This window comes from Aeromonas popoffii, assembly GCF_000820025.1.
GTDB lineage: Bacteria > Pseudomonadota > Gammaproteobacteria > Enterobacterales > Aeromonadaceae > Aeromonas > Aeromonas popoffii.
In genome coordinates this window covers 1-25074 of sequence record NZ_CDBI01000091.1, presented here as the reverse complement: position 1 = coordinate 25074, position 25074 = coordinate 1, and the positions used below count along the sequence as shown (strand labels likewise).

The 25074-nt window shown below is 58.4% G+C and carries 21 protein-coding genes, 1 pseudogene and 1 riboswitch; of the genes and pseudogenes, 11 read left to right on the top strand and 11 right to left on the bottom strand.

Annotated elements, in window-relative coordinates; all coding sequences use genetic code 11:
- Positions 1–188: 188 nt before the first annotated feature.
- Complete coding sequence (locus BN1129_RS24615) at positions 189–428, bottom strand: hypothetical protein (RefSeq protein ID WP_042038655.1); 240 nt, start codon at positions 426–428, stop codon at positions 189–191.
- Between the two features lie 325 nt (positions 429–753).
- Between BN1129_RS24615 and BN1129_RS18970 the strand changes: the two genes are divergently transcribed.
- The gene (locus tag BN1129_RS18970; protein ID WP_042038654.1) at positions 754–2199 is read left to right on the top strand and encodes a PepSY-associated TM helix domain-containing protein; all 1446 of its coding nucleotides are present in this window, start codon (positions 754–756) and stop codon (positions 2197–2199) included.
- A gap of 70 nt (positions 2200–2269) precedes the next feature.
- Here the strand turns inward: BN1129_RS18970 and BN1129_RS18965 are convergent, their stop codons facing one another.
- Together BN1129_RS18965 and BN1129_RS18960 are read right to left on the bottom strand one after the other, a co-directional pair.
- Positions 2270–2485 (bottom strand): DUF6500 family protein, encoded by a 216-nt coding sequence (locus BN1129_RS18965; protein WP_042038652.1) that lies wholly within the window; start codon positions 2483–2485, stop codon positions 2270–2272.
- A 105-nt stretch (positions 2486–2590) separates the two neighbouring features.
- Positions 2591–3496, bottom strand: coding sequence for a 1,4-dihydroxy-2-naphthoate polyprenyltransferase (locus BN1129_RS18960; protein WP_042038919.1), 906 nt, complete (start codon positions 3494–3496; stop codon positions 2591–2593).
- A 207-nt stretch (positions 3497–3703) separates the two neighbouring features.
- Here BN1129_RS18960 and BN1129_RS18955 point away from each other — a divergent pair, with 207 nt between their 5' ends.
- The 7 genes from BN1129_RS18955 to BN1129_RS18925 all read left to right on the top strand — a co-directional run bounded on the left by BN1129_RS18955 (position 3704) and on the right by BN1129_RS18925 (position 12450).
- Positions 3704–5023 (top strand): isochorismate synthase, encoded by a 1320-nt coding sequence (locus BN1129_RS18955; protein ID WP_042038651.1) that lies wholly within the window; start codon positions 3704–3706, stop codon positions 5021–5023.
- Positions 5024–5074: 51 nt separating this feature from the next.
- Entirely contained in the window at positions 5075–6793 is a 1719-nt protein-coding gene (gene menD, locus BN1129_RS18950) for a 2-succinyl-5-enolpyruvyl-6-hydroxy-3-cyclohexene-1-carboxylic-acid synthase (RefSeq protein WP_209418534.1), read from the top strand.
- Positions 6783–7556 (top strand): 2-succinyl-6-hydroxy-2,4-cyclohexadiene-1-carboxylate synthase, encoded by a 774-nt coding sequence (menH, locus tag BN1129_RS18945; RefSeq protein ID WP_042038649.1) that lies wholly within the window; start codon positions 6783–6785, stop codon positions 7554–7556. Before menD ends, menH begins: the two co-directional genes overlap by 11 nt.
- 162 nt (positions 7557–7718) lie before the next feature.
- Positions 7719–8579 carry a 1,4-dihydroxy-2-naphthoyl-CoA synthase gene (gene menB / locus BN1129_RS18940; protein ID WP_042038648.1) on the top strand — a complete coding sequence of 287 codons (861 nt, stop codon included), beginning with the start codon at positions 7719–7721 and terminating at the stop codon, positions 8577–8579.
- Entirely contained in the window at positions 8579–9508 is a 930-nt protein-coding gene (menC, locus tag BN1129_RS18935; protein ID WP_042038647.1) for an o-succinylbenzoate synthase, read from the top strand. The genes menB and menC overlap by 1 nt, the downstream gene beginning before the upstream one ends.
- Positions 9509–9518: 10 nt before the next feature.
- Positions 9519–10925 (top strand): AMP-binding protein, encoded by a 1407-nt coding sequence (locus tag BN1129_RS18930; RefSeq protein ID WP_042038918.1) that lies wholly within the window; start codon positions 9519–9521, stop codon positions 10923–10925.
- A 301-nt stretch (positions 10926–11226) separates the two neighbouring features.
- Positions 11227–12450: a winged helix-turn-helix domain-containing protein gene (locus BN1129_RS18925; protein WP_042038645.1), complete on the top strand. Its 1224-nt coding sequence runs from the start codon at positions 11227–11229 to the stop codon at positions 12448–12450.
- A 2-nt stretch (positions 12451–12452) separates the two neighbouring features.
- On the opposite strand, the gene BN1129_RS18920 is transcribed toward BN1129_RS18925, so the two are convergent.
- The 6 genes from BN1129_RS18920 to BN1129_RS18895 all read right to left on the bottom strand — a co-directional run bounded on the left by BN1129_RS18920 (position 12453) and on the right by BN1129_RS18895 (position 18419).
- Positions 12453–13001 carry a fimbrial protein gene (locus tag BN1129_RS18920; protein WP_042038644.1) on the bottom strand — a complete coding sequence of 183 codons (549 nt, stop codon included), beginning with the start codon at positions 12999–13001 and terminating at the stop codon, positions 12453–12455.
- An 11-nt stretch (positions 13002–13012) separates the two neighbouring features.
- Entirely contained in the window at positions 13013–14038 is a 1026-nt protein-coding gene (locus BN1129_RS18915; protein ID WP_042038643.1) for a fimbrial protein, read from the bottom strand.
- Between the two features lie 4 nt (positions 14039–14042).
- Positions 14043–14774 carry a fimbrial biogenesis chaperone gene (locus tag BN1129_RS18910; RefSeq protein WP_042038642.1) on the bottom strand — a complete coding sequence of 244 codons (732 nt, stop codon included), beginning with the start codon at positions 14772–14774 and terminating at the stop codon, positions 14043–14045.
- 10 nt (positions 14775–14784) lie between these two features.
- Complete coding sequence (locus tag BN1129_RS18905; protein ID WP_042038640.1) at positions 14785–17316, bottom strand: fimbria/pilus outer membrane usher protein; 2532 nt, start codon at positions 17314–17316, stop codon at positions 14785–14787.
- A 67-nt stretch (positions 17317–17383) separates the two neighbouring features.
- A complete protein-coding gene (locus tag BN1129_RS18900) occupies positions 17384–17773 on the bottom strand; it encodes a hypothetical protein (protein ID WP_042038639.1) in 390 nt (129 codons plus the stop codon).
- A gap of 100 nt (positions 17774–17873) precedes the next feature.
- Complete coding sequence (locus tag BN1129_RS18895; RefSeq protein WP_042038637.1) at positions 17874–18419, bottom strand: fimbrial protein; 546 nt, start codon at positions 18417–18419, stop codon at positions 17874–17876.
- 862 nt (positions 18420–19281) lie between these two features.
- Positions 19282–19368: riboswitch (cyclic di-GMP riboswitch) on the top strand.
- An 87-nt stretch (positions 19369–19455) separates the two neighbouring features.
- Here BN1129_RS18895 and BN1129_RS18890 point away from each other — a divergent pair.
- The 3 genes from BN1129_RS18890 to BN1129_RS18880 all read left to right on the top strand — a co-directional run bounded on the left by BN1129_RS18890 (position 19456) and on the right by BN1129_RS18880 (position 24171).
- Positions 19456–19788 (top strand): hypothetical protein, encoded by a 333-nt coding sequence (locus tag BN1129_RS18890; RefSeq protein WP_042038635.1) that lies wholly within the window; start codon positions 19456–19458, stop codon positions 19786–19788.
- 498 nt (positions 19789–20286) lie between these two features.
- A complete protein-coding gene (locus tag BN1129_RS18885) occupies positions 20287–23034 on the top strand; it encodes a collagenase (RefSeq protein ID WP_042038634.1) in 2748 nt (915 codons plus the stop codon).
- 216 nt (positions 23035–23250) lie between these two features.
- Positions 23251–24171 carry a SanA/YdcF family protein gene (locus BN1129_RS18880; RefSeq protein ID WP_042038633.1) on the top strand — a complete coding sequence of 307 codons (921 nt, stop codon included), beginning with the start codon at positions 23251–23253 and terminating at the stop codon, positions 24169–24171.
- A 72-nt stretch (positions 24172–24243) separates the two neighbouring features.
- Here BN1129_RS18880 and BN1129_RS18875 read toward each other — a convergent pair whose 3' ends face one another.
- Together BN1129_RS18875 and BN1129_RS18870 are read right to left on the bottom strand one after the other, a co-directional pair.
- Positions 24244–24858, bottom strand: a complete 615-nt coding sequence (locus tag BN1129_RS18875; RefSeq protein ID WP_042038632.1) for a superoxide dismutase — start codon at positions 24856–24858, stop codon at positions 24244–24246.
- Positions 24859–24879: 21 nt separating this feature from the next.
- A pseudogene (locus BN1129_RS18870) lies at positions 24880–25074 on the bottom strand (hypothetical protein); the annotation flags it as partial.

Sequence of the window (25074 nt, the reverse complement as noted above, 5' to 3'; positions counted from 1 at the left end):
ACCTGAGTTGACCAAGGGATAGCAAGCGGCGCTGGACCGCCCTATCAACGACGTGCAGCTTCTATGAAGTGCGACCGCTGATCTGCCGCGAGTTCGAGATGGGTGAGCCCGACTGCATCGATGAGCGGGACAAATGGTTTATCAACCTGAGTTGACCAAGGGATAGCAAGCGGCGCTGGACCGCCCTATCAACGACGTGCAGCTTCTATGAAGTGCGACCGCTGATCTGCCGCGAGTTCGAAATGGGTGAGCCCGACTGCATCGATGAGCGGGTAAGCACCTCGGCGCCCTGCAGTCTCGCACTCGGTCGCCACCTCGGCAATTCCCATGGGCGCATCGCGCAATTTAGCTATCTGCTGGCTGAAGGCAGTCTCATAGCCCATGGCCCCCATCAGGTTGAAGGGGCCGCTCGGCGGACAGATCAACACCTGTCAGCGCCGCTGTATCTCAACATGGCCGTGTGGTTGCACCTTCACGCCAGTCTCCTTCCCTGGATCCTTTCCCACGGCACCAGAACGGTGACATGTTGCAACAAGGTAAGGATTTATCTATCAACATTCCATGCCACCCCCGATGACCAAGCCTTTGTGCTAGCGCCTGACAGCCCATGGCGGGCACAGATACCCAAGCAATATGGATCGGCCGCCCCTCCCATCATGTTCTGTTGCAGTTAACAAAACGTTGCTGCTATTATCCGCGCCGCCATGAACATTCCACCAACAGAAACGTTGGTCATTAACGCAAGGATCAGAGATGAAAAACCGGGACTCGAGTCATTACCAGCGGATCTGGCGCTGGCACTTCTACGCCGGCCTCTTCGTCGCCCCCTTCCTGATCCTGCTCTCCCTCACCGGCATGGTGTACCTGTTCAAGCCCCAGCTCGACAATCTCATGTATCCCGAGCTGATGAAGGTGACGCCTGCCAGCCAGACCCTGAGCGCCGATGCGCTGTGGACCGAGGCACGGACCGCCATGCCGGATGCCAGCCTGAGCAAGTACCTGCCACCGGTCAGCCCGGATGCCAGCGCCCAGTTCATCGTCCGCCAGGGGGGCCGCGAGCTGACCCTGTTCCTCGATCCCGCCAGCGGCGCCCTGCTCGGCGCCCTGGACAACCAATGGAATCTGCAGGCGGTGGCCCGTGCCCTGCACGCCGAGCTGCTGCTCGGCACCACCGGGGATAGAGTGATCGAGCTGGCCGCCGGTTGGGGCATAGTACTGCTCATCAGCGGCCTCTATCTGTGGTGGCCACGCAAGGGGCCCGGTGTGGGCGGCATCCTCTGGCCCAGAATGAACCAGCGCGGACGCCTCTGGTGGCGCGATCTGCACGCCGTGGTCGGCTTCTGGGGCGCGGGCTTCCTGCTGCTGTTGCTGCTGAGCGGCATGACCTGGACCGGTTTCTGGGGGGATCAGTTCGCCAACGTCTGGAACCGCTTCCCCGCCGCCATGTGGAACCAGGTGCCGGCATCCACACCGCTTGCCCGCAGCCTGAACCAGGCCCACGACCAAACTGTGCCCTGGGCGATGGAGAACACCCCCATGCCGAGCTCGACACTGCCCGATGAGATGGCCTCCATGGCGATGGCTGACACGGCCATGCCGCCGAGTTCGGCAGGGCACGATCACAGTGCCATGAACCATGGCGGGGAACACGAGGGGATGGTGATGGCCGAGCGCCGCATCTCGCTGCAACAGGTGGTGGAGCTTGCCAACGAGCGCCAGGTCACCCCGGGCTACAGCATCACGCCGCCGGCCAGCAAGAGCGGCGTCTACACCATAGCCCTGTTCGCCGATGATCCGCGCAACGATGCCACCCTGCACATAGATCAGTACAGCGGCAAGGTGCTGGCCGACGTGCGCTGGCAGGATTACAGCCTGGTCGCCAAGACGGTGGAAACCGGCGTCATGCTGCACACCGGCAAGCTCTACGGCTGGCCCCATCAACTCGCCATGCTGCTCATCTGCCTGATGGTATTGCTGAGCGCTGTGAGTGGCCTCTGGATCTGGTGGAGCCGCCGCCCGCAGGGCCGTCTCGCAGCCCCGCCGCTGCCGGCAAAACTGCCCCCCATGCGCGGCGCCATCGCCGTGCTGGTGCTGCTCGGCATCTGCTTCCCGTTGGTGGGCGCCTCCATGGTCGTTATCTGGCTGCTGGATACCCTGCTCTTCTCCCGCCGCCCCCTCAAGGTGGCGCGCGCCAGCTAGTCGATAGCATCATCGACCAACACAGAGGGCTCCCGCTTGGGAGCCCTCTGTGTTCCATTACAACCTACGTTCACTCCTGCTCGACCAGCAGGAGGATCTTGCTGGCCTTCTCGAAATGGTCGAGTCCGTGGGTCTGGATCCACCAGGTCGCTGCCTCCATCAGCAGCTCGGGATCATCATTGCGGTTGACAAAAAACGCATAGAAGGAGACGCCCACCGCGTCCCCCTTCTGCGCAATTTTCTGCTGGCAGACCTGAATGATTTTCCGTTTGAGTGATTCACGCATGACTGGGTTCCTGTCTGACAGATTCAGTGCCAACACGCTTCGTCGACACACAAAAAGGGCTCCCATCCAGGGAGCCCGCTTCACATGCTACCAGCCGGCAGTTCATCAGGAGAGTGCCAGCCCGATGGAGAGCAGCAGGCTGAACAGGAAGGCGCTGATGGCGGTCTTCTTGAGCGCACCGGTCAGCACCTCGCCATCGAAACTCGTACGCAGGGTCTTGGCGGCGTCGGTGAGCGGCTTCATGGCGGGCAGGAAGATCCAGGGCCAGACACTGGCGGGCTGGGTCAGGATAAAGGCGATGGTCGCCAGCAGCGCCGCCCCCAGCAGCACCCAGTGATAGGCGATGGCACGATTACGGCCAAGGCGTACCGCCAGGGTGATCTTGCCGCTGGCGGCATCGGTCTCGATGTCACGCACATTGTTGATATTGAGCACGGCGGTGGCCAACAGGCCACAAGCGGTGGCAGGCAGCAACAGATCCCACTCCAGGCTCTTGGTGAAGAGGTAGTAGGAGCCGAGCACCCCCAACAAACCGAAGAACAGAAACACCGAAATATCGCCGAAACCACGATAGCCATAAGGGGTCTTGCCCACCGTGTAGGTGATGGCCGCCACTATGGCTGCGCCGCCCAATACCACAAACGCCAGGATCTGCAGCCACTGGCCACCGAAGGCACAACCCAACAACAGCAGACCGCTCGCCACCGCCGCCAGCGCGGTTAGCGCCATGGCTATGCGCATCTGCTTTTCGGTAATAAGACCAGAGACCACGGCGCGCTGGGGACCGATCCGTTCACCATTGTCGGCACCGGAGACAGCATCCCCGTAATCGTTGGCCAGGTTGGAGAGGATCTGCAACAGGATGGCGGTCAGCAGGGAGAGCGCCATGATGGTGCCATCGAAGGCGCCACGGCTGGCCGCGAGCCCGGATCCCAGCAGGATGGAAGAGCAGGCGAGCGGCAGTGTTCGCAAACGCGCCGCCAGCAACCAGATAGAGAAGGTATTTGTCATATTGTGATGGCCAAACAATCAGATATTGATCGTGTTAAGGGTTATCGAACCGGATTTCGGTATACTTGGCCCCTCGGGAGTCAGCTCCCCGGGCGATTTACATGGACGAATGGGCAGATAATATATAGGAATAATCGCTCCTTTGGCATAAACCAACGGCATCCTTCTGCAGGATTGACCGTCACTATCGGCTCATAGACGAAATCCATGTTGGCTCAGACCCATATCAAGCAACAACTGGACGCCCTGCGTCACAGCAACGCCAGCGGCTTCGTGCGGCTGCGCGTGGCTGTCGAGATCCGCTCCTTCCTGGGCTGGCTCGCGGCGCAGACCCTCTATCCCCGTATCTATTGGCATGCCAGAGGGCACGACAAGCCCGAATACGTGGCGCTGGGCAGCATTCGTGAGCTGACCCGGCCGCAAGACATACAGCAGGTCTGCGAGCACGCCAACCAGCCCCACGACGACAGCCCCCGCTACTATGGCGGACTGGCGTTCGATCCGGCCCAATCCGGCTGGCAAGGATTTGGCCCCTGCCGTTTCGTGCTGCCCCGCATCGAGCTGGTGCGCCGTGGCGAATGCGTCAGTCTCTGCCTCAATCTCTGGCTGACCGACGACAATCTTGATGCCGAGCTGCAGGCGGCCGAAGCGGCCCTCGATGCCCTGCACCCGGAAGCCCCGCTGCCTGCCCTGCAAAAACAGCCCTGGCAGCGCCAGGATTGCCCCGGCCCCGCCCAGTGGCAGACGCTGGTCGAGCGGGTGACGGCGCCAGACTTTCAGGCGCACACCCCCAAGGTGGTGCTGTCGCGGGAGAGCCTGCTCTCCCGCCAGCTACACGACGATCAACTCTGCCCCTGGTCACTGCTGGCACAGTGGGCGCAACACGCCCAGGAGTGCTTCCACTTCGGCTTTCAGTTCTCCCCCGAGCAGAGCTTCATCTCCTGCTCCCCCGAGCGACTCTACCGCCGGGAGCAAGACCACCTCTTCACCGAGGCGCTGGCAGGCACTATTCGCCGATCCGGCGACGAAGCGACCGATGCGGCCCTGGCCGCCGAACTGCTGACCGACAGCAAGAATCAGCTGGAAAACCGGCTGGTGCACGCTGACATCCTCAGCCGGCTGGCACCGCTCACCACGAGCGCCAGCCTGACCGAGCCGCGCATTCTGAAACTGCGGCTGCTACAGCACCTCAAGTGCGACATAGAGGCCGAACTCAAGCCCGGGGTGTGTGACTGGCAACTGCTGGATGCCCTGCACCCCACCCCCGCCGTGGGCGGCGCCCCGCGCGAAGCCGCACTGGCCTTCATCCGCGAGTTCGAACCCCATGATCGCGGCTGGTATGCCGGTGCCTGCGGCATGCTGAGCCGGGAAACCTCCGAGTTCTCCGTCGCCATCCGCAGTGCCCGCGTCACGGCGCAGACCATCACCCTGTTCGCCGGGGCAGGCATAGTGGCGGGATCCGAGCCCGCCGCCGAGTGGGCCGAACTCGACAACAAGATCGCCAACGTGCTCTCCCTGCTGGGATAGCGTTTTCCCATCGACCCCTCATTCAGCGAGAGCCCCATGTTTGCGAGCCCCGTGTTTGCCAGTCAACATGCCACCTTCAATCACGTCTGGTCTTCCCTCTTGCTGGAAGAGCTTCATCGCCTCGGCGTGCGGGACATAGCGCTGGCCTCCGGCTCACGTTCGGCGCCGCTCACCATGGCTGCCGCCGCCCACCCCGGTTTTCGTCGCCATCTCCACTTTGACGAGCGCGGCTTGGGGTTTATGGCGCTGGGGCTGGCCAAGGGCAGCGGCCGACCGGTGGCGGTGATCATGACCTCGGGCACGGCGGTAGCCAACCTCTGGCCAGCGGTGGCCGAGGCACAGCTCACAGGCGTGCCGCTCATCATTCTTTCGGCCGATCGGCCACCCGAGCTTATCGACAACGGCGCCAACCAAGCGATCGATCAGCAGGGGATCTTCGGTCGCTACCCCGTCTATCAGCAGAACCTGCCGAGCCCCACCCCGACCATACCCGCAGCCTTCGTGCTGAGCTCGGTGGATCAGGCCCTGGCCCAGCAGACGCTGACGCCGGGGCCTGTGCACTTCAACTGCATGTACCCCGAGCCGCTCTATCCCGGCGATGAGTACCTGGATTTTTCCGACTATCTGGCACCGCTCGGTGACTGGCTGCATTCAGGCGAGCCCTGGAGCCCCTGGCAGCAAAACGAGCAGATCTGTCCCCGCCAGCCCGATTGGGCGGCCTTGCAGGGCAAACGCGGCGTCATAGTCGCGGGCCGTATTCAGGATCCCGCCCAGGCGCAAGTGGTGGCCGAGCTGGCCGAGCGCCTCGGCTGGCCGCTGCTGGCGGATCTGCAGAGCCAGATCCGCTTCGATGCCCGCAACCTAGTTCACATGGATCTCGCCCTGCAAAACAGCTGCTTCGTGGCCGAGTTGGCCCGCGCCGAAGTGTTGCTGCAATTCGGTGCCCGCCTCATCTCCAAGCGGCTCGGCCAGTTCATCAAGCAGCACCCCTGGCAGGATTACTGGCTGGTGGAGCCGCAGCCGGCGCGGCTCGATCCCGATTACCGGCTGCGCCGCCGTCTGGTGTGCGAGCCCGCCGCCTTCACCGCGACCCACAAGGTGAGCACTCGCCACCTGCCCTGGCACCGGCTGGCGGAGCGCCAGCAGAGTGCCACCCGCCAGATCCGCAGCGCTTGCGATCGCTTCTCCGAGCTCGGTGTCTGCCATCGGCTGGGCTCCCTCATTCAAGGTCAGCTATTCGTTGGCAACAGCATGCCGGCCCGGCTGATGGACATGCTCGGCGAAGCGGGCAAGGGACCAAGCAGGGTGATGACCAACCGCGGTGCCTCCGGCATCGATGGCCTCATCGCCAGCGCCTATGGTTTCGCCCAGTCGAGCGACCAGCCGACGACCCTGTTGATTGGGGATCTCAGCGCCCTGCACGATCTCAACAGCCTGGCTCTGCTCGGCAAATCGAGCCGACCGCTGGTGGTGATCCTGCTCAACAACGACGGCGGCAGCATCTTTCGCATGTTGCCGGTGCCCACCGGCGAACGGCTGCTGGAGACCTACTACTGCCTGCCCCACGGCCTGCACTTCGAGCAGGCCGCCGCCATGTTCGGCCTCCACTATCGGGCGCCGACCACGCTGGCTGAATTCGAGCAGGCCTACGGCGCAGCCCTGAAAAACCCGCCGTTGGAAAAGAAAGTAACTCTGATTGAAATCAAGGTACCGAGCAGCGAGGTGGCCGAAGATCTGAAAGCACTGGGGGCGGCTATTCGTGGCCTCTAACCCGAACAGCCAGGAACTGCCTCTGGTACTGCTGCACGGTCTGCTCGGCGATGGCCGCGACTGGCAGCCAGTGATAGAAGCCTTGCCTGGAGTAGATTGCCACGCGCTGGATCTGCCGGGTCACGGCAACAACCGGGGGCTGAGCGTGACCGGCTTCGAGCAGACCCATCAGTGGCTCTGCGATGCACTAAAGGCTCTCGGCATCGCGCAGTACCGACTGGCCGGTTATTCGCTGGGTGGGCGGCTCGCCCTCTATCACGCCAGTCGAGCCCCTGCCGGATTGCAGGCCCTGCTGCTGGAAAATTGCCATCCCGGCCTGCCGCTGGCCGAGCGGGCCGCTCGCATCGAACACGACGAGTGCTGGGCCCGGCGCTTCGAGCGCGAACCGCTGGCCGCCGTGCTGGCCGACTGGTATCGACAAGGGGTCTTCGCCGATCTCGACGAAGCGGCCCGCGCCCGCCAGATCGCCAGACGTTTGGGCAACGAGGGCCACGCTATCGCGGCCATGCTGCGCGCCACCTCGCTGGGCCAGCAGCCGGATCTCGCCGCCTGGCTAAGAGCAAAACCGCTGGTCGGAGCCCGGCTGCCGGTGAGCTGGCTCTCCGGCAGCCGGGATCACAAATTCCATCAGCTGGCTTGCCAGTTGGTGAAGCAGGGCTGCAATATCCATCACTTGACCCTGGATGGTGGCCACAATCTGCACGCCAGCCAGCCCGAGCGATTTGCCTCGTGCCTGCGCGACTGGATTGCGAGTACGCCATAACACGGCACGACACAATTTACCTGAGCCGGCATTGCGGGCTTATCACCAACAAGAAAAAGAGCGTGCACATGATGGAAGCAATGACGAAATCTGAACTGTATGCCCCCGTTCAGATGACGCGATTGCTCAATCTGAGTACGACCAGACCAGAAGGAAAACAACATGATTGAGGCAATGACGGAAGCGGAACTGTACGCACCTGTCGAGTGGCGCGATTGCTCCGCCGGTTATGAGGACATTCTCTATCACAAGTCCGGCGATGGCATTGCCAAGATCACCATCAATCGCCCTCAGGTGCGCAACGCCTTCCGCCCCCGCACCGTGAAAGAGATGCTGCAGGCGCTGGCCGATGCCCGTTATGACGATCATATCGGCACCATCATACTCACCGGCTTCGGCGAGAAGGCATTCTGCGCCGGTGGCGACCAGAAGATCCGGGGCGACTACGGTGGATACCGGGATGACGAGGGCACCCATCACCTCAACGTGCTCGACTTCCAGCGCGATATCCGCACCTGCCCGAAACCCGTGGTCGCCATGGTGGCCGGTTATGCGGTCGGGGGGGGCCACGTACTGCACATGATGTGTGACCTGACCATCGCCGCCGACAACGCCCAGTTCGGCCAGACAGGTCCGAAAGTCGGCTCCTTCGACGGCGGCTGGGGTGCCTCCTACATGGCCCGTATCGTCGGCCAGAAGAAGGCCCGCGAGATCTGGTTCCTGTGCCGCATGTACGACGCTAGCCAAGCCCTCGACATGGGTCTGGTCAACACAGTCGTGCCGTTGGCCGAACTGGAACGTGAAACCGTGCGCTGGTGCCGCGAGATGCTGCAGAACAGTCCGATGGCGCTGCGCTGCCTGAAAGCGGCCCTCAATGCCGACTGTGATGGCCAGGCGGGCTTGCAGGAGCTGGCGGGCAATGCCACCATGCTGTTCTACATGACCGAAGAGGGTCAGGAAGGGCGCAACGCGTTCAACGAGAAACGCCGTCCCGACTTCTCCAAATACAAGCGGAACCCCTGATGACACTTGCCCTGTATCGCTATCTACTGCCTTTTACCCAGCCACTGACCTTTCACGGCAAGGTGGAGGTGGTGCGAGAGGGGCTGTTGGTGCGCATCAACGACGGCTGGGGGGAAATCGCCCCCCTGCCCGGCTTCTCCAGAGAGACCCTGGCCGAGGCGCAAACCGAGGCACTCGGCTGTCTGGAGCAGCTGGCTCAGGGGCTGCCTATCGCGCCCCTGCTGCCTTCGGTGCAATTTGGTCTGGACTGTGCTCGGCGGGTCTGGCCGGAACAGACAGCGGCACTGCCCGAGCCTTATCCCCTCATTCAAGGCTCCCCCCAGGAGCTGCTCAAACACTGGAAGAACTGGCTGCACCAGACACCCAGCAAGGCAAAACTGAAGGTGGCCCGTTATCCCATGCGCGACGAGCTGGCGCTGATCCGCCTGCTGTGCGATCGCATCCCCACCCTCAAGCTGGTGCTGGATGCCAACCAGGGCTGGACCCGCGAGGAGGCCTGGGCCTTTTGCGGTCACCTGGATCCAAACAGGATCGAATATCTGGAAGATCCCTGCGCCAACTTTGACGACATCGCCTTCGTGGCGAGCCGCACCGGCATGCCGGTGGCCATCGACGAACTGCTGGCACAGGGTAAATCCTGGGAGCCGATCCCGCAGCTGAGAGCCCTGGTGCTCAAGCCCATGCTGCTCGGCTCGCTAGCCAACAGCGAGGCACTGGTGGCCCGCGCCCGCGAGCTGCGCCTGAAAGTGGTCGTCTCCTCCTGCTTCGAGTCCGGAGTCGGCCTCGGCCAGCTCGCCCGTCTCGCAGGTGAGTGGGCGCCGGATCAGGCACCGGGCCTGGACACCAAACGCTGGCTGGCAAGCGATCTGCTGGACCAGCAAGGTAAACCCGATCCTGGCCTGCTGGAGCCCCTGTTTCACCGTGACTGAAGAGGCCTTCATGCTGCCGACATCTGACCATCACGCCCCCCTGGAGCCCTGCCCGGTGCGTCACTGGGCACATGCATCACCCCAGCACATTGCCATCCACACCGACAGCCCCCTCAGCTATCAGCAGCTGGATGCACGGCTCAACAGCCTGTGCCTGCAGCTGAAGATCGCTGGCTTGAAAGCCAGCGACCGGCTGGCTGCCGTGGTACGCGGCGCCCTGCCGGACGTCTTGCTGGCCTGTGCCTGCGTACGCAGCGGCATCGTCTTCTGCCCGCTCAACCCCGCCTTTCCAGCGGCCAGACAAGCCGAACTGGCGCAGCAGCTGGCTGTGGCCGCCTTCTGGTCGGCCGACGACATTCCGGCTGGAAGTTGGTACCCACTGCGGCTGGATTTCAACACTGAACTGGCGGCGGCCGATCAGCCCTGGCCGCTGGATCCCGCCCGGCTCAACAATATGATCCTCACTTCGGGCTCCAGCGGCACACCGAAAGCCGTGGTGCATCGCCTCGCCAATCACCTGGCCTCGGCGCGAGGCTCAGCCTCCCTGATCCCGCTGGATGAGAAGTGTGGCTGGCTGCTCTCCCTGCCGCTGTTTCACATCGGTGGCTACGCCATCCTGTTTCGGGTCTTTCTGGCGGGCGCCAGCCTGGTACTGGACGATCGCAGCCAGCCCCTCAAGACGCGCCTCGAACACTTGCCCATCACCCACCTCTCACTGGTGCCGACCCAACTCTGGCGCCTGCTGGCAGAGGGCTTTGACCCAGCTCGTACCCGCTTGCGCGAGCTGTTGCTCGGGGGCGCCGCCATCCCGCAGCCGCTGGTTGCTCGCCTCGCGGCCATGGGGTTCACCCCCAAGTCGAGTTATGGTCTCTCCGAGATGGGCAGCCAGGTCTGCACCGGCCAGCCGACCGCCGCTGGCGTGGTTGGCAAACCGCTGCCAGGGCGAGAAGTCTGCATTCAGCAAGATGAGATCTGCGTGCGCGGTGACACCCTGTTTGCCGGCTATTTCCAGGAGGGCGTGCTGGAGCGGCCACTTGACGAAGCTGGCTGGTTTCACACCCGCGACAAGGGGCATTTCACCGCCGGTGGCGAGCTGGTGGTAGAGGGGCGGATCGACAACCTGTTTATCTCGGGGGGTGAGAACATACAGCCCGAAACCATAGAGCAGCGGCTGGTGGATCATCCCGCCGTGGCGCAGGCACTGGTGGTGCCCATGCCGAACGACGAGTGGGGGCAACGCCCCGCCGCCTTCATCGACTGGCACGGCGAGCCTGTGCCCTATCCGGAGCTCGCCGCCTGGATCCGCGCAACCCTGCCCGGCTTTATGGTGCCGGACCTCTGGCAACCCTGGCCCGACATGGGCGGGGCCCTCAAGCCACAACGAAAACCGTATCAGCCATCTATCTGCAAACAATAAGGCGTCATACGACAGTTTCCGATACAGTTGGGGCCGTCGATTCACTCCTTCATTGAAGAGAAACCCCGCTCAAGGCCAACATTATCCCCTGCCTTCATCCTGAGTGAGAACGATGACATAAATGGTCATCTTTTTGGGCATTTTTTGAACCAAGTTAATCGACTGTAGTACCATGTCACTCGCCCAGCACTTCGATGGGGACATAATCGATTGATAGTAAAAGAAATTGTTAATTTGGCGTTATTTGAACAACTGCGACATGGTGGTAAAATGCACGCCTTGGCAGTAAGGTGAGTCACACATGAGTAACAAAATTTATAAAATATCAGAGGATATCTATTTCTCCGCTGCAACATTCAGGCTCTCAAAGAACGAAAAAGACATCAAGCTCAGTAACAAAGAGGCCGAGCTCCTCGAAATGCTGTGTGAGGAGGCAGGCAGTGTCATTCCCAGAAACATACTGCAGGAAGCCTTGTGGCCAAATCAGGACAATACTGACACCAACCTTAATAGACAGATCCTCTCCCTGAGGAGAAAACTGGAATCATTTGGCTTGCTGGATGCAATTGATACCATCCCCAGGGTAGGTTATATCTTCTGTGCACCCATTGAGGTCACCGGGGAGGCTGAGAATACGGAGGCAAGGGCAGAAACGTCAGGGGACGCGCCGCGGGCCAGACGACAATACTCCCGCAGAAAATCCGATCGCTATTTCAGCCCAAAGCGCATTATGCTGTTCGTACTGCTGATTGTGGTGGCCTGCTCGCTGGCAGCGCTTATTTATCATTACAGCAATAAAAATACCCTTAGAACGATTAATCTCGGCCACGTTTCTCTCTCTACGACCAGCGAGACTGAGAATGCATTAAAATTGAAGATTGATATGCTGGCACCGCTTGTTAAAAAAGTGCAGCGTAATGAAGAGGAACGTGTTTCCATTCTCATCGGAAAGGAAGCTATCAGCTACTTCTCTATTGATAATAAAAATAAAGAGTTGTTAGCTAATGTCTTCCTACTGAGAGCCGGCCATTCCGTCGCGGAGGAGCTGCAGTGCGTCATTAATACCATGGCATTGCAGGGCGAAAACGTTTCCCACAACTACTATCACTATCCGAATACCACTGTCAGATATCACAGCAATTGCCAAGCGCCTGATAACTGGGTCGAAATCGCCAGAAAAAGCAAAATCATAGTGGCTATGAACAGAGAAATTGTGGTGGCCACTGTGATAGCAACCGATCATCTGGGGCAAACCCTGTTTAATCTGGATTCCGTTGGCAATATAGAGCGGGATCAGGGTGATGTTGCAATCGAAATAAAGAATACCATCGTCAACTTTATCGACCAGAAAGCGTTGACCAGCAACGGCATGGTCGCCACCCTGGTGGCTGCCCTGACCCCACCCAAACAGAAGTTGCTATTTATTCAGCTGCCAGGCGGGATATATCTTTCCAGCTATATGGGGGGTGTTATCTCTTGGCCCAGCAGAGGGAATTTAAATGTCATCCAGCGTAATGAGCTTTGAGGTTATTCATAGGAGACGATGAAGTTAGCCACGGCGGTATAATCCCCAGGCGTGATATTCTTGTCGGCGATCGCCTTCGGGTGACCCTCAACCCGAGCGTAAAACAGCAGTTCATTTTCCGTTGAATCACCCAATGCATAGCCGCTAGAAGCAGTGCCCAAATCCAGCTTGGTCTGAGCGGCATTATAGAGCCTGATCCCGGCCCCCTTGGCGGAACCGGCAGAAAACGCCAGGGCACCGCTCATCTGCGGGTCTGCAGTACCGCTGAAGGTCACCTTGGCCATGCGGAAAATACCGGGTTTGCAGTTGGTGAGACGGATAAAAAATTTCACCTTCTCCCCGGCACCTGCCGAGTAGAGCTCCCTGACGTCAACCACCCCCAAGTCGACCGACTGATCGGCCGATTCGGGAGAGATGATGCAGGGTTGGGCAATAATCCGGCCATGGAGCCGCATCGTATTGCCAAGTAACTCCAAATCATTGGCGCCGGGCGCTGCCGTCACAGCCAGCACTGGTGTCATCAGTAGTCCAAACCATACTCTGCGCAACATATCGCTATACCTCACTGGAATTCGGCGACTATGGTGGCGGTGGCGTAAAAGTCACCGGCGGCCACTTCCTCACCCATAGGCGATATCGGCGCGGCAATAAAGTTCCATTCACCAATATTCCCTTGCATGGTAACGGGATAGAACTCGTTCAACTTGAGTGAGTCCCCATTCAGCTGCTTGAACTTGATCCCCAGATTGGGGATGATCGTGGCACTCTGATAACCCTCCTTGGTGGTCCTCAGATACTCCTGGCTAAAGGATGTCGGTCGTCCAGAAATACCCAGGTTGATTTTGAGCGCAGGGCCTTCAAATACCCCGCCTTCACATCGAAACGTCAAGGGAACCGTCTTTTCAAAGTTATTGCCATCCAGCCCGGTGCTTGGTAAATCACCAAACTCCACCTCTATGGTCTGCCCGCCATTGATGACACACTTCTCGGGAACGTAAAGAATGGCTGAAGAAATGGTGATCCGTGACATGGGTACGCTGTTGAAATCACCTACCGTGAACCCCAAGCGACCAAACATTTCAACCACTTGGCGATCGGAGATCTGCACCCCATTGATGATGGGTTTGCGTACCCGGAAGGTCACCTTGCCCTTGCTGCCGCTCCCAAAGTTGTCGACTCGGGTCGATTCTCCCCGCTTGCAGCTATGACTAACGTAGTTGTTGCTCTCGTTATCGAAGGGAGCCACCACATACGCGTTGCGAGTACCGGCGATCCAGATCTCCACCTTCATATCGAGAAAGTCGTTAAGCCGGACGAATCCATTACCGGCCGAAGGCAAGCCACTGCTCATGACCGCCTTGTAGTGAATCGCTGATTTGGAAATATCTCCTGCCGGACAGGTCACGGTACCGGGATACGTGCTACCCAGATCCCAGGTAAAGGCATTGGTCACATAACCTGCCTGATTCTGAATATCAGCCTTATCAAGGCCGATGTAGTAGTCATGGGTCGAGTCAGGCACCACATAACCGTTGGCCAGGGCTTGGCAACTCAACAGCAAACCGGCCACCAACAGGGAATAGCGCATTGGCTTACTCGCTCTTCACGGCGCGGCAGACGTTGGCCGAGCACTGGTAAGTGATATCCATATATCCGCCGTAGTCATTGACGTAGCTGATAATGAACTGATCCGGCAAGGCTTCGGGAATCGTGGCACTCATCTCCGACTTGGGTGACACCATAAACGCCGAGAAGCCCTTGATGGCGGTTTTTTCCTTGCCCTTCGGATGAGCCAGACCGACATAGGTGATGTAGTAAGGGGTCGGGTTGTTGACCTTCAGGGTCGTGCCCTGCTTGGTGATCGTCACCTGATCCTGCCAGACGGCACCACGCTCCGGGATGATGGCCTCGGGGCGGTAGAACAGCTTGATCTTGGACTGCACCGCAATCTGCATCACGTTGCTCTTCTCGCTCTTGGGCGGGATCTCGCGCAGGTTGAAGTAATAGATAGATTCACGATCCTTTGGCAGCGCATCGATAGCTGGCACGCTGGCAATCCGGACGATCGACTTCTGATTGGCATCGACCCTTTGTACCGGTGGCAACACCACGAAAGGCGAAGAGATCTTCTGCCCCTGGGCATCTTCCATCCAGGCCTGCGCCAGATAAGGCAACTTCTGGCTCTCGTTCTTGATATTGAGACTGATGGATTTGGCACCACCAGGATACACGGCACGGGTACGATCCAGCACTATGGCGGCACTGGCATTGATTGACGTCATGCCCAGCACGGCCAGACAGGTAAAAGAGAGCAGCTTTTTCATCGGTATCCCATTACTTGCAAGTGAGAGTCTTCATCGACAGATCGGTTACTTCGTGCGGCGCCACTATCTTGCACTGACGAGCACCACCCCAGGACACATCAAAGGATTCATCCGGCTTGACCCCCGTCAGGTAGATGAGGCCATCCTCATCCACCACTGAAATGACTCGCCCGGACTCTTTGACGACGGTTGCCCCAAAAGGAGGGTTGGCGCCATCAGGCAATGTTACACTCGCCAACAGCTTGAAACCCTGAGCAATTTCAAAGGCATTATAACCAATTGCACCTTCGGTCAGCGTACCTTGCTTGATCGCATTCATGGCATCTATGTCATCGCTCAGCTGATCCACGTCTATCCGGGTATCGGTCTTGCGATAGTCGCTCATGTCGCTGATCACTGCGACCCCAAACCGGTTGGTGACAGCACGGCCATTGTTGAAAGAGACGTCAGGCACCTTGTCGGTATCCACCATCATGCGGGTGCCACCGCGTCGGCTTGCCTGGTGCAAGGCGGCCCCATGTTCGGTCGCTGTCAGGCCACCCCGCATGCTTGCCCCCAGCGAGGTGTACTCACTCTGTACGCTGTAGGCGTTGAGGCTGACAGTACCTATATCGCTGTTGTGGCTGTAGTAGCCGCGAGCGACGGCATGACCGTTGCTTTGCACCCCAGCCCCCAGCTGATAGGTATCATCAGGCCGGCTGTAATCCTGATAGGTTGCCAGGTGGGTGACCTTGCCATTGGAAGACTGCACGCTGTATCCCCCGCTCTTCCTGTCCCCAATCGGCATGGTGACCGACAGCATGACGCTCTTGTCATCCTCATAATTCTCAGTCTTGGTCTTGTAGGCAGACAAATAGAGAGAGACATTTTTGAAAGTGCCAATATTCACACTCTTGTTTATTGACAGACCGTAACGATTTTCCGCCTCATGATCCCAATAGGTTCTATGGGTGTAATCCAGATACACAGTCAATGCCTTGGCCGCATCATCGGCCCAGAATGTCTTGTTGGCAGTGATGGTATATAGCTCTTTGTCTCCCCAGGTTTTGTAATCGTCACTGGCGGCTGACTCATTCCTTTCCAGTCGGTCCTTGTTATTCAGGAACTGCGACATGGTCATGAAGTCATGCTGGGAAAAACGATAACCCGCAAAGCTGATGGCACTGTTGTATTCATCGAACTGCTTGGCATAGTTCAACCGAAATGACTGGCCACTCTTGGTGGACAAGCTCGGCAATTTCGCAATGGATTGGGTCAGGTCAGCAGAAACTGCGCCAAACGCATACAGGTCTCGACCAATCCCCAGCCCCATGGAGTTATATTCGCCAGCGACCATGCTGCCACCATAAAGCGACCAGGAGTTCGCCACCCCCCATGAGAAATCCCCTGTCACGAAACCCGGACCATGGACATCATGGGTCGAATTCCTCCGCTCGGAGGGTGCCCCGACCGAGAGGTTATACCTGACATAGCCGGGACGAGTCAGATAGGGCACTGTCGCGGTATCCACCTGAAAGGAGTGGACACTGCCATCCTGCTCCGCTACCCGCACCTCGAGCCTGCCGCGCACCGAACTGTCCAACCCCCGGAGGCGAAATGGGCCGGCAGGCACGTTGGTCTCATAAATGACGCGGCCAGACTGGGAAATAGTGACCTTGGCGTTGGTCTTGGCAATGCCGCTCACCTCGGGGGCATACCCTTGCAAGCTCGGGGGCAACATGCGTTCATCATTGGCCAGATTCACGCCTGTATAGCGAAACCCATCGATAAGCTGGGAGTTGAGCTGTTGTTCGCCGACCGTCAACTTGGCGGCCATGTGCGATAGCGGACGATAGGCATAAATGCGGTTCAGCTCGGCTGACGACCGCTCATCATCACCCCAATAGGAGCTTGCCTGATAATCGCCGCGCAGGCGCCAGGCGCCATAGTTTGCCCCCAGGGTACCGTAACTGCTGATATTGTTATTGGCATAGTCGCTCCCTTCATTGACCTGGGCGTTGATATTGTAATCCAGCATCAGACCGGTAATACCCACGTCCCACTGCTCGGGCGGAATCCAGTTGGGATCACTGTATTTCATCCATGCCTGCGGGACTGCAATTCTGAGCAGTCCATTACCGATATCGTTGGAAATAACCACCCCATCAAGCGCCAGCAGGTTGGCGCACTGGCCCTGATGCCAGGTATCTATCTTGGCGATGGCCTCATCCGTCAGTGCCATTCTGGGCACAATATCCAGCGGCAAACAGGCGACGCCGCCTTTTCCCTTGCCATCTTCCACTTCATAAAACGGGATTTTCTGGAGTGGCAACTTGTTCTTGTTGACCTCAATTTCAAGATAGTAATCGCCAGGCATGATATAACCGGCATCTGCAAACTGGGAAAGATCTATCTTGGTTCGCTCATCCACATCAAGCGCATCAATATTAAACTCCGTTTCTGCCAATGCGTTATTACCCATTACCAACAGGCACGGCACGCATAGCATAAAAGCTTTTTTTAGATAATGTTTTCTAACAGAGTTTGATGTTGCAACGCTCATAATTTCACTCTAGGGATATCATAACGGTCTCACATAATGAGGTGTCTACACTAAGCAATCGGCTTGCTTACATATAACTAAGTTCGAACAGTGCCATATTATTTGGATATACTATCTGGCTGTCATTCAGACTGATATTGAATTCCATATCACCATTGACAATATCCGAGGCAATAAAGTTCGCACCCGATACCTTGTGATATTGTCCATTGCTGACAATACCCAGATCGTCACTTATGGCCCCGTGCACCGACATGGAGATAAGAGACAATGCCCCCCTCACAGAGCCGCCTGTCTGGCAACCACTGAATTTCAGCGTGCCGTGACGTGCCTGTTGCAAGGAAATGCTGTGCAATTCATCCAGGGTGCAACCTGATTCAGCCAGACCATCCGTCTGCTCATTTGCACAAGCAGGGCCTGCCATCATCACCACCTGCAGCACTACTGGCACCAGCATTGAGATCTTCATGATCAAGGTCCGATGTGAAGAGAGAAAGTGGAGTGAGGTTGTGGTGGTTTTCACCACCACAACCCTTGTCACACGTTAAGGCAGACTATTACTCGTAGGAGAGAGTAAAGTTGGTCACTGCAGTGAAGTCACCAGCTCTCAGCGGGTTGGCTGTCTGGTTGGCATAACCTTTCAGCACGGCGGTGAAGGGCAGCTCGTTGTCACCCGGTGACAGTGCGTAGGCAGCGGTAGGCTGACCCAAAACAACGGTAGCACCACCCGGAGCGATCATCTTGATACCGGCACCAGCAGCCTGACCACCGATCACCAGCAGGCTGGGGTCGACAGGATCTTTGGCACCGCTGAAGGTCACTTTAATGGCATCGTCAGTCTCACTGAGTTCGCAGTTCAGCAGCTTGATACTGAACTTTCCATTCTCTTCATTGGACTCACCACCGTTGGCCAGCTGTTTGGTGCTGATCTGGCCCAAATATACAGTTTGGTCAACAGAATTACTGTCTACGGAGCAAGGTGCATTGATGATTTCACCGTTAAAGGTGACTTTACCTGACCCAGTAGTGCCGGCAGCAATAGCAGAGCCGCACAGCAGCATGGAACCAACACCCATAGCAACCAGAATTTTATTAGCTTTCATTCGTATATACCTACATTAACGTGTGTTGTTATGCGGCATCATCGAGATCAAGCTGGAGTCATGATGTTCGATGATGCCGCCATATCATTGCTCAGCAACTGTCAGCAGACCGATGCCTCATTAATGAGAGATGGTCACCAGTACAATTATCCGGGCATGTTAAACAAGCAAAGGAAAAGGCTATTTTCAATATTTAGAGGCAGTTCCCGCCACCTCTCATCTGCAAGACGACACACATCCATGTCATCCGTACAGAAAACTGAATTCAACTGTATTCAACTTTGCTTGGCGGTCAAATTAACGACACATTTGATGCACATCAAATACATTTTGATTTTTATAAATCCAAAAATAAACACTTAAAAATCATTAACTTGAAAACAAAATCGACATTTACAAATAATGAAAAACAATTAACTACTTTATACACTGCGCGATCAACATGGCCATTTTTACAGCAACCTCACATTACAAATCAAATTAACAAAAAACCAACATAACTCACTAAAAATAAACACCATGACCAAGCTGGCAGCCTCTCTCCTCTTCGCTGGGTAATCAGGTAATCAGGTAATCAGGTAATCATCATAAAACACATGGCATATAAGAAAAATAAATATCGCAGTTATGTGCTACGGATGAATAACCTCACTATTAAAGCCAGAGATTGTGAAATAGACGAGTATGTTTTCACTGTTGCGCTGTTTTATAACGTTCATATTGACATTCAACGACTCGATTTCCGCAGTAGGTCACCAATATATCTCTCATCTGGACACTCATGATTCCTGCTATCTGTGACCTATATCTCATGTTGTTTATGCTGATTGATTTCTAGAAATAGGGTGTTATCATCTAGACATAGAGTAAAGGGCAAACCGGTCGAAAGGTCGGGACGCAAAGCCACCGGTCTAAGGGTTTCAATACCTAAGACAGCGGAGCTGCCATCTGAGAAGAGTGATGTCATAAGCTGTATGCCATTCTCTTTGATTGCGTTGCCCTTTTCGTACAACACATGTAACGAAAAGGACATAAAATGAACACTTCCAACGCCTCTGCCGGTTCCATCCGCAAAAGCATTCTCAGTTACGCTTCCTCTGCCGCCACCGCCTTGCTGCTTGGCGCCGCACTGCTGCCCGGCACAGCCTCAGCTCACGATGGCAGCGTGACCTTCACCGGGACCATCTACGAAACGCCGTGTGATTTTTCTGACAACAGCGTGACCTGCTATTCAGGCATTCAGCGCCAGACCCTGGATTTGGCCAGCCTGCAGAAAGCTGGCAGCCTCAACACTTTCAACAGCACCCTGAATTACAAATTGTCAGAGGGCAGCGCCAAGATGGCCATAGTGACTGTGAGCTACCTCTAACAGCACGAAGTCGCAGCGCCAGATCGCTTGCATTCCCGGGCAAGTGCACCAGCTTGTCCATGACCTGCTGACCAAGGGCTGTAGACAGAAGGACCGGGGTCCTCAGCTGCCTTGTTGTGCTCTTGTCAGCACCGATCTCCCGCGTCCTGACCTCCCATACTGTTATTGTCCCCTGTACCAGGGGGCCCTCCTTTTTGTGCCTTTTCTCTACCTCCCCCCTCTAATCGCATGCACCAACCGGCTCTCTGTGCGAGCGCAGGAGCCATGGCTCACGCCGTACCAGCGATACCTGACACTTGGCCTTCACAGGCTGTGATGCTTAGCCCCCCCAGATGGCAGATGAGTCCTTGCTATCACTGCAGCCCCCAATGGGGCTTGTTTTGTTATGATCCCAGCTAAATAAATGATTTATATCGCCTGATTGGTGAGTTGATAGCCTTTTGGAACTTAGTACATTGCCCGCGATAACAACGCAGACTCTCATCTAAAGGGATAAAAATGAACTATCTGGGTACAAGGTTGCTGCTTCTGGCAGCACCGGGCCTGCTCGCCACTTCGGCGCTGGCCAATTACTCCCCCACCGACTGGCAAGCATACCGGCTGGACAGTGAATCGAGCCGCCAACTTAACGATCGGATCACCGAAGTCAACTACGAGCTCAGCGCCCGTAATGACGATGCCCCCTATCAGCAACTGCGGGTCTATCGCCGCTTCGACTGGAGCGGTGCCAATCTGACCGCGCTGGCAGAGCAGCAGTGCGGCAAACCGCAGCTCAAAATCGAGCAGGGTTGGCAGATCCGCTACCTCCTCTGCGAGCAGGTAGTGCCGGTAGGCAAGGCCATCCCTGCCAGCAGCTATGACTTTGGCTACGGCATGAAACAGGGCCGCTGGGAACCGCTGACGGGCACCCCGACCGCTCCGCGTCAGGATCGTCTGTCGTTGGCCGAGCGCATCATCCTGAGTCACAGCGAGCAGGAGCTGGATCGCTGCAAACTCAATGCCCAGGGCCGCTGTACCGAACAGGTTTGGCAATATCAGCCGCAAAACTGGCAGCAACTGAATGTACTGGAAGAGTCTCCCAACGAGCGGAATGGCCGCCTCGAGCAGATCTTCTTCCGCCTGCAACCTGTGGCCGGTAGTCAGGCCGCCCGCCAGGTGAAAGAGCTCCACGTCTGGCGCCAGTACAGCTGGCAACTGGATCAGGCCAAAACCCAGCAGGAGTGTGATGAACCCCAGACCCGCCAGGAAGGGGACAAGACCATCAGCTACCGGGTTTGTCGCCAGACCCTGCCCGCCGGTAGCAAGGTGCAGGTGGTACTGAAAGACTCCGGCTATCAATACCCGGTCGGTAGCAGCGAATGGCAGACACTGCCGGAAACTGACGAGTGGCAAGAGAGCCGGGTGCTCAATCGCCCCATAGTGCTGGCCAGCAAGGAGGAGCAGATCGACTGCCGCCGCGCCGATGGCCGCGCCTGCTCCGAGCCGGAACAACCGAGCACGGACCTGCTGGATGCCGACGCAGCCAAGATAGTGCAGGATGCCAGCGGCCAGCCCGCTCCCGTCTGGCAGGAAAACTATGGCCACGATGACACCAAGCTGCTAGCCGTGTCGCGCGGCATCCAGAGCCTGCTGGCGGCCAATCAGCCCGCCCATCCGGCCATGAAGCTGCTGCTCGAATATGTGCGCGCCCACAACTATCACAACTACGGCAAGCACAAGGAAGACGGCCCGGCCGCAGCCGAGGCACTGGCCAAGGCGCTGACCGCGCTCGGCGCCCATCCACGGCTCTATCCGAAGCAGGTCAGCGATGAGGTGGGAGCCGTCATGGGCGCCTGGAGTATCGCCCTGCATGGCCAGTTCAAGAGCCCGGCGGTGCAGAGCCGGTTTGGTACCCTGCTCGGCCAGTTCAACCAGATGCTGGCCTACAGCACCCAACATGCCCGCGAGATCAATGGTCAGCATGCCTGGGCAACCGGTCTGTTCGATCTGCTCAACTTCCTCGACTTCGCCAGCGACTACAGCGATGCCTTCGCCGCCGATTTCCGCCAGCAGGATGCCGAGCTGCGCAAACAGCTGCACGCCCTTGGCATGAGCGAGCTGTCGCTGTGGCAAGAACGGGATGGTCCGGATCTCTTCCTGCTCAGCAACGTGCTGGATGCCTATACCCGCCTCTACCGGGTCGCCCGTTATACCCGTCCCGACGAGAGCGAAGGCTATCGCAAGCTGCTGGATGACTCCGTCATCGCTCTCATCCGTCATCATGACCTGATCCCCGGCGGTCAACAGAGTCCGGCCCTGCTGGAAGACATGTCACTGACCCTCTCCACCTACTATCTGACCTACACGGATCGCACCAGCGAGGCCTGTATCAGCGGTGACTTTGCCGGACTCTGCACCCCGATCCGAGTGGAAAACGTGCTGCCGTTCGAGCACACCTGCTCGCCGACCCTGCGCCTGCGGGCCCAGGAACTGAGCCAGGATCAGGCCAACGGCATCTGCCGCGAGCTGGGCGCCGAGGAGCAGCAGTTCCATCAGCAGATGGAAACAGGCTGGCAGCCGGTGAGTGATGACAACAACGAGGTGCTGGAGCTGGTGATCTTCCACTCCTCCGCCGACTGGAAGCGCTACGGCGGCGCCCTGTTTGGTGGTGTCTCCACCGACAACGGCGGCATCTACATCGAAGGGGATCCGGCGCGTCCCGGCAACCAGGCCCGCTTCTTCGCCTATGAGGCGGAGTGGAAGCGCCCGGCCTTCCAGGTGTGGAACCTGCGCCATGAGTACGTGCACTACCTGGATGGTCGTTTCAACCAGTACGGCAGCTTCGGTCACTACCCGCTCAACCGCACCACCTGGTGGTCGGAAGGGCTGGCGGAGTTCATCGCCCACGGTCAGTGTTTCGCCCGCGGCATGGATAACGTCTCGGGTAGCCCGGCGGCCGAGCGACCGAGCCTGGCCGACATACTGCACCTGGATTACGACAAGGGTGGCGATATGGTCTACTCCTGGTCCTATACGGTGCATCGCTTCCTGAACGAGACCGGCCGCGGCGCCAGCTGGCTGGCCATGGCCCAAGCCCTGCGCAACCCGGATAAGCAGCAGGCGATGAACGCCTTCGAGGCCGAGCTGGATCAGTTGATCGCGAGCGACAGCGAGGCCTACCAGAGCTGGCTGAGCCGCGATCTGCTGCCCTGGTGGGAAGCCAACAAGGAGTCTGACGAGTGCAAGGCGAACGACTCCTCCCACTGAGGATGAGACGCTAGCGACAAGGGGCAGCCACGGCTGCCCCTTGTTTTTATACGAGAGGTTTTTATCGGTGCAGGATCAACCGGTTAGCCAGCCACAGGATGCGACAACCTTTGCCCGAGTGATGCCATCGGCCGCTATCAAGCCTGACGCGCAGCGGTAACTTGTAATAGAATGACCCCCTGTCACCTATTACTTCAGATCTGAACCGCACCGCGCATGAAGAAGTTTGCCAAGATCCTCCTCGCCTGCTTTTGCCTGTTGCTGGCATCTGCCGCCATGCTGCTGGGCTACAGCGAGTGGACCATCTCGGATGCCCGTCATTACACCTATGACGACGTCGATGCGGTCCCCTACAACCGGGTCGCTTTGGTGCTCGGCACCTCCAAGTACCTGATAGGGGGCAGTCCGAACCACTACTTCAAGTACAGGATCAAGGCTGCCGCCGAGCTCTACAACAACGGCAAAGTGGACTACATCCTGGTCTCCGGTGACAACGCTACCGTGCAATACAACGAGCCACGCCAGATGCGGCGGGCCCTGATCCAGGCCGGCATCCCGGCCAAGGCCATCTACAGCGACTACGCCGGCTTTCGCACTCTGGACTCCATCGTGCGCGCCAAAGAAGTGTTTGGTCAGGCCCACTTCACCGTGGTATCGCAAGCCTTTCACAACGAGCGCGCCATCTTTATCGCCCGCCACTTCGGCATCGAGGCCGTCGGCTTCAACGCCAAGGATCCCAGCGCCTATCAAGGCATCAAGACCCGGGTACGCGAGGTATTCGCCCGCCTGATGGGACTGCTCGATCTCTACGTGCTGGACAAGGGGCCCAAGTTCCTCGGCGAGCCCATCGTCATCGGCGGCCCCACCCCTTGCCAGACCCTGAGCACCATAGGTGCAAGCCAGCCCTGTCTGCCCATCCCGCCAGTGGCCCACAAGCCGCCGCTTGCGCCTGCCGCCAGCACGGCCACGGCGACCAGTGCCGCCACTGACACCGCGCTCACCGCCAGTTCCGCCATGTCGACCAGCGCGGCCACCGCAAGCAAGGAGGCCGATGCAGCCAAGGCTGCCGTCGCAACCAGCGCGGCGCTCTCGACCGGCCCGGCAACCAGTGGCGCCGCCCCCGCTTCGACGCCCTGACAAGAGAGAAACAAGAGACCCGCCATCAGGCGGGTCTCTTTCATTTGGCTGCGTGCACAATCCTGCCGACTGTCATGCCAGCGCGGCACGATAGCGGCGTGCCACCTCGTGCCAGTCGATCACCCGATAGAAGGCGGCGATGTAATCGGACCGCTTGTTCTGGTACTTGAGGTAATAGGCGTGCTCCCACACATCCAGTCCCAGTATGGGCACAAGGCCCTGCATCAGGGGGCTGTCCTGGTTGGCGCTGCTCTCCACCCGCAATCTTCCTTCCTCATCCACCACCAGCCAGGCCCAACCGCTGCCAAACCGGCTTAGCGCCGCTTGGGTAAAGGCCTGCCTGAAGACCTCCAGTCCGCCCAGATCCCGATGGATCGCCTCAGCTAGCTCGCCGCTCGGCTCACCACCGCCGTGCGGGCTCATCACCTGCCAGAACAGGCTGTGGTTGGCGTGACCGCCACCGTGATTGCGCACCGCCCCCTGCACGTTCACCGGCAGGCTGTCGAAACGGGCAAGCAGCGCCTCCACCGTCAGGGCCGCCAGCTCGGGGAGATCGGCCAGGGCGGCGTTGAGGTTGGTGATGTAGGTCTGATGGTGACGACTGTGATGGATCTCCATAGTCAGCGCGTCTATGTGGGGTTCCAGCGCGTCGTAGCCGTAGGCAAGGGCTGGCAGGGTATGACTCATGATCACCTCTTTTTAGTGTGATTAATGCAGTTGATAGGCTGGCTCGGTCTGACACAGACACTGACCGAGACAGCGCTGAATGGCATCCTGGGTGCCATGTTTGCGCACGAAGGCGAGCAGCTCGGTGCGGGTGCTACGGGTGTGGCGCAGGGCCGCATCCCTCAAGGGGCCAGGGCTGGCGGGGGACTGGCTGGTGGCGAGCAGACAGTCGTGGAT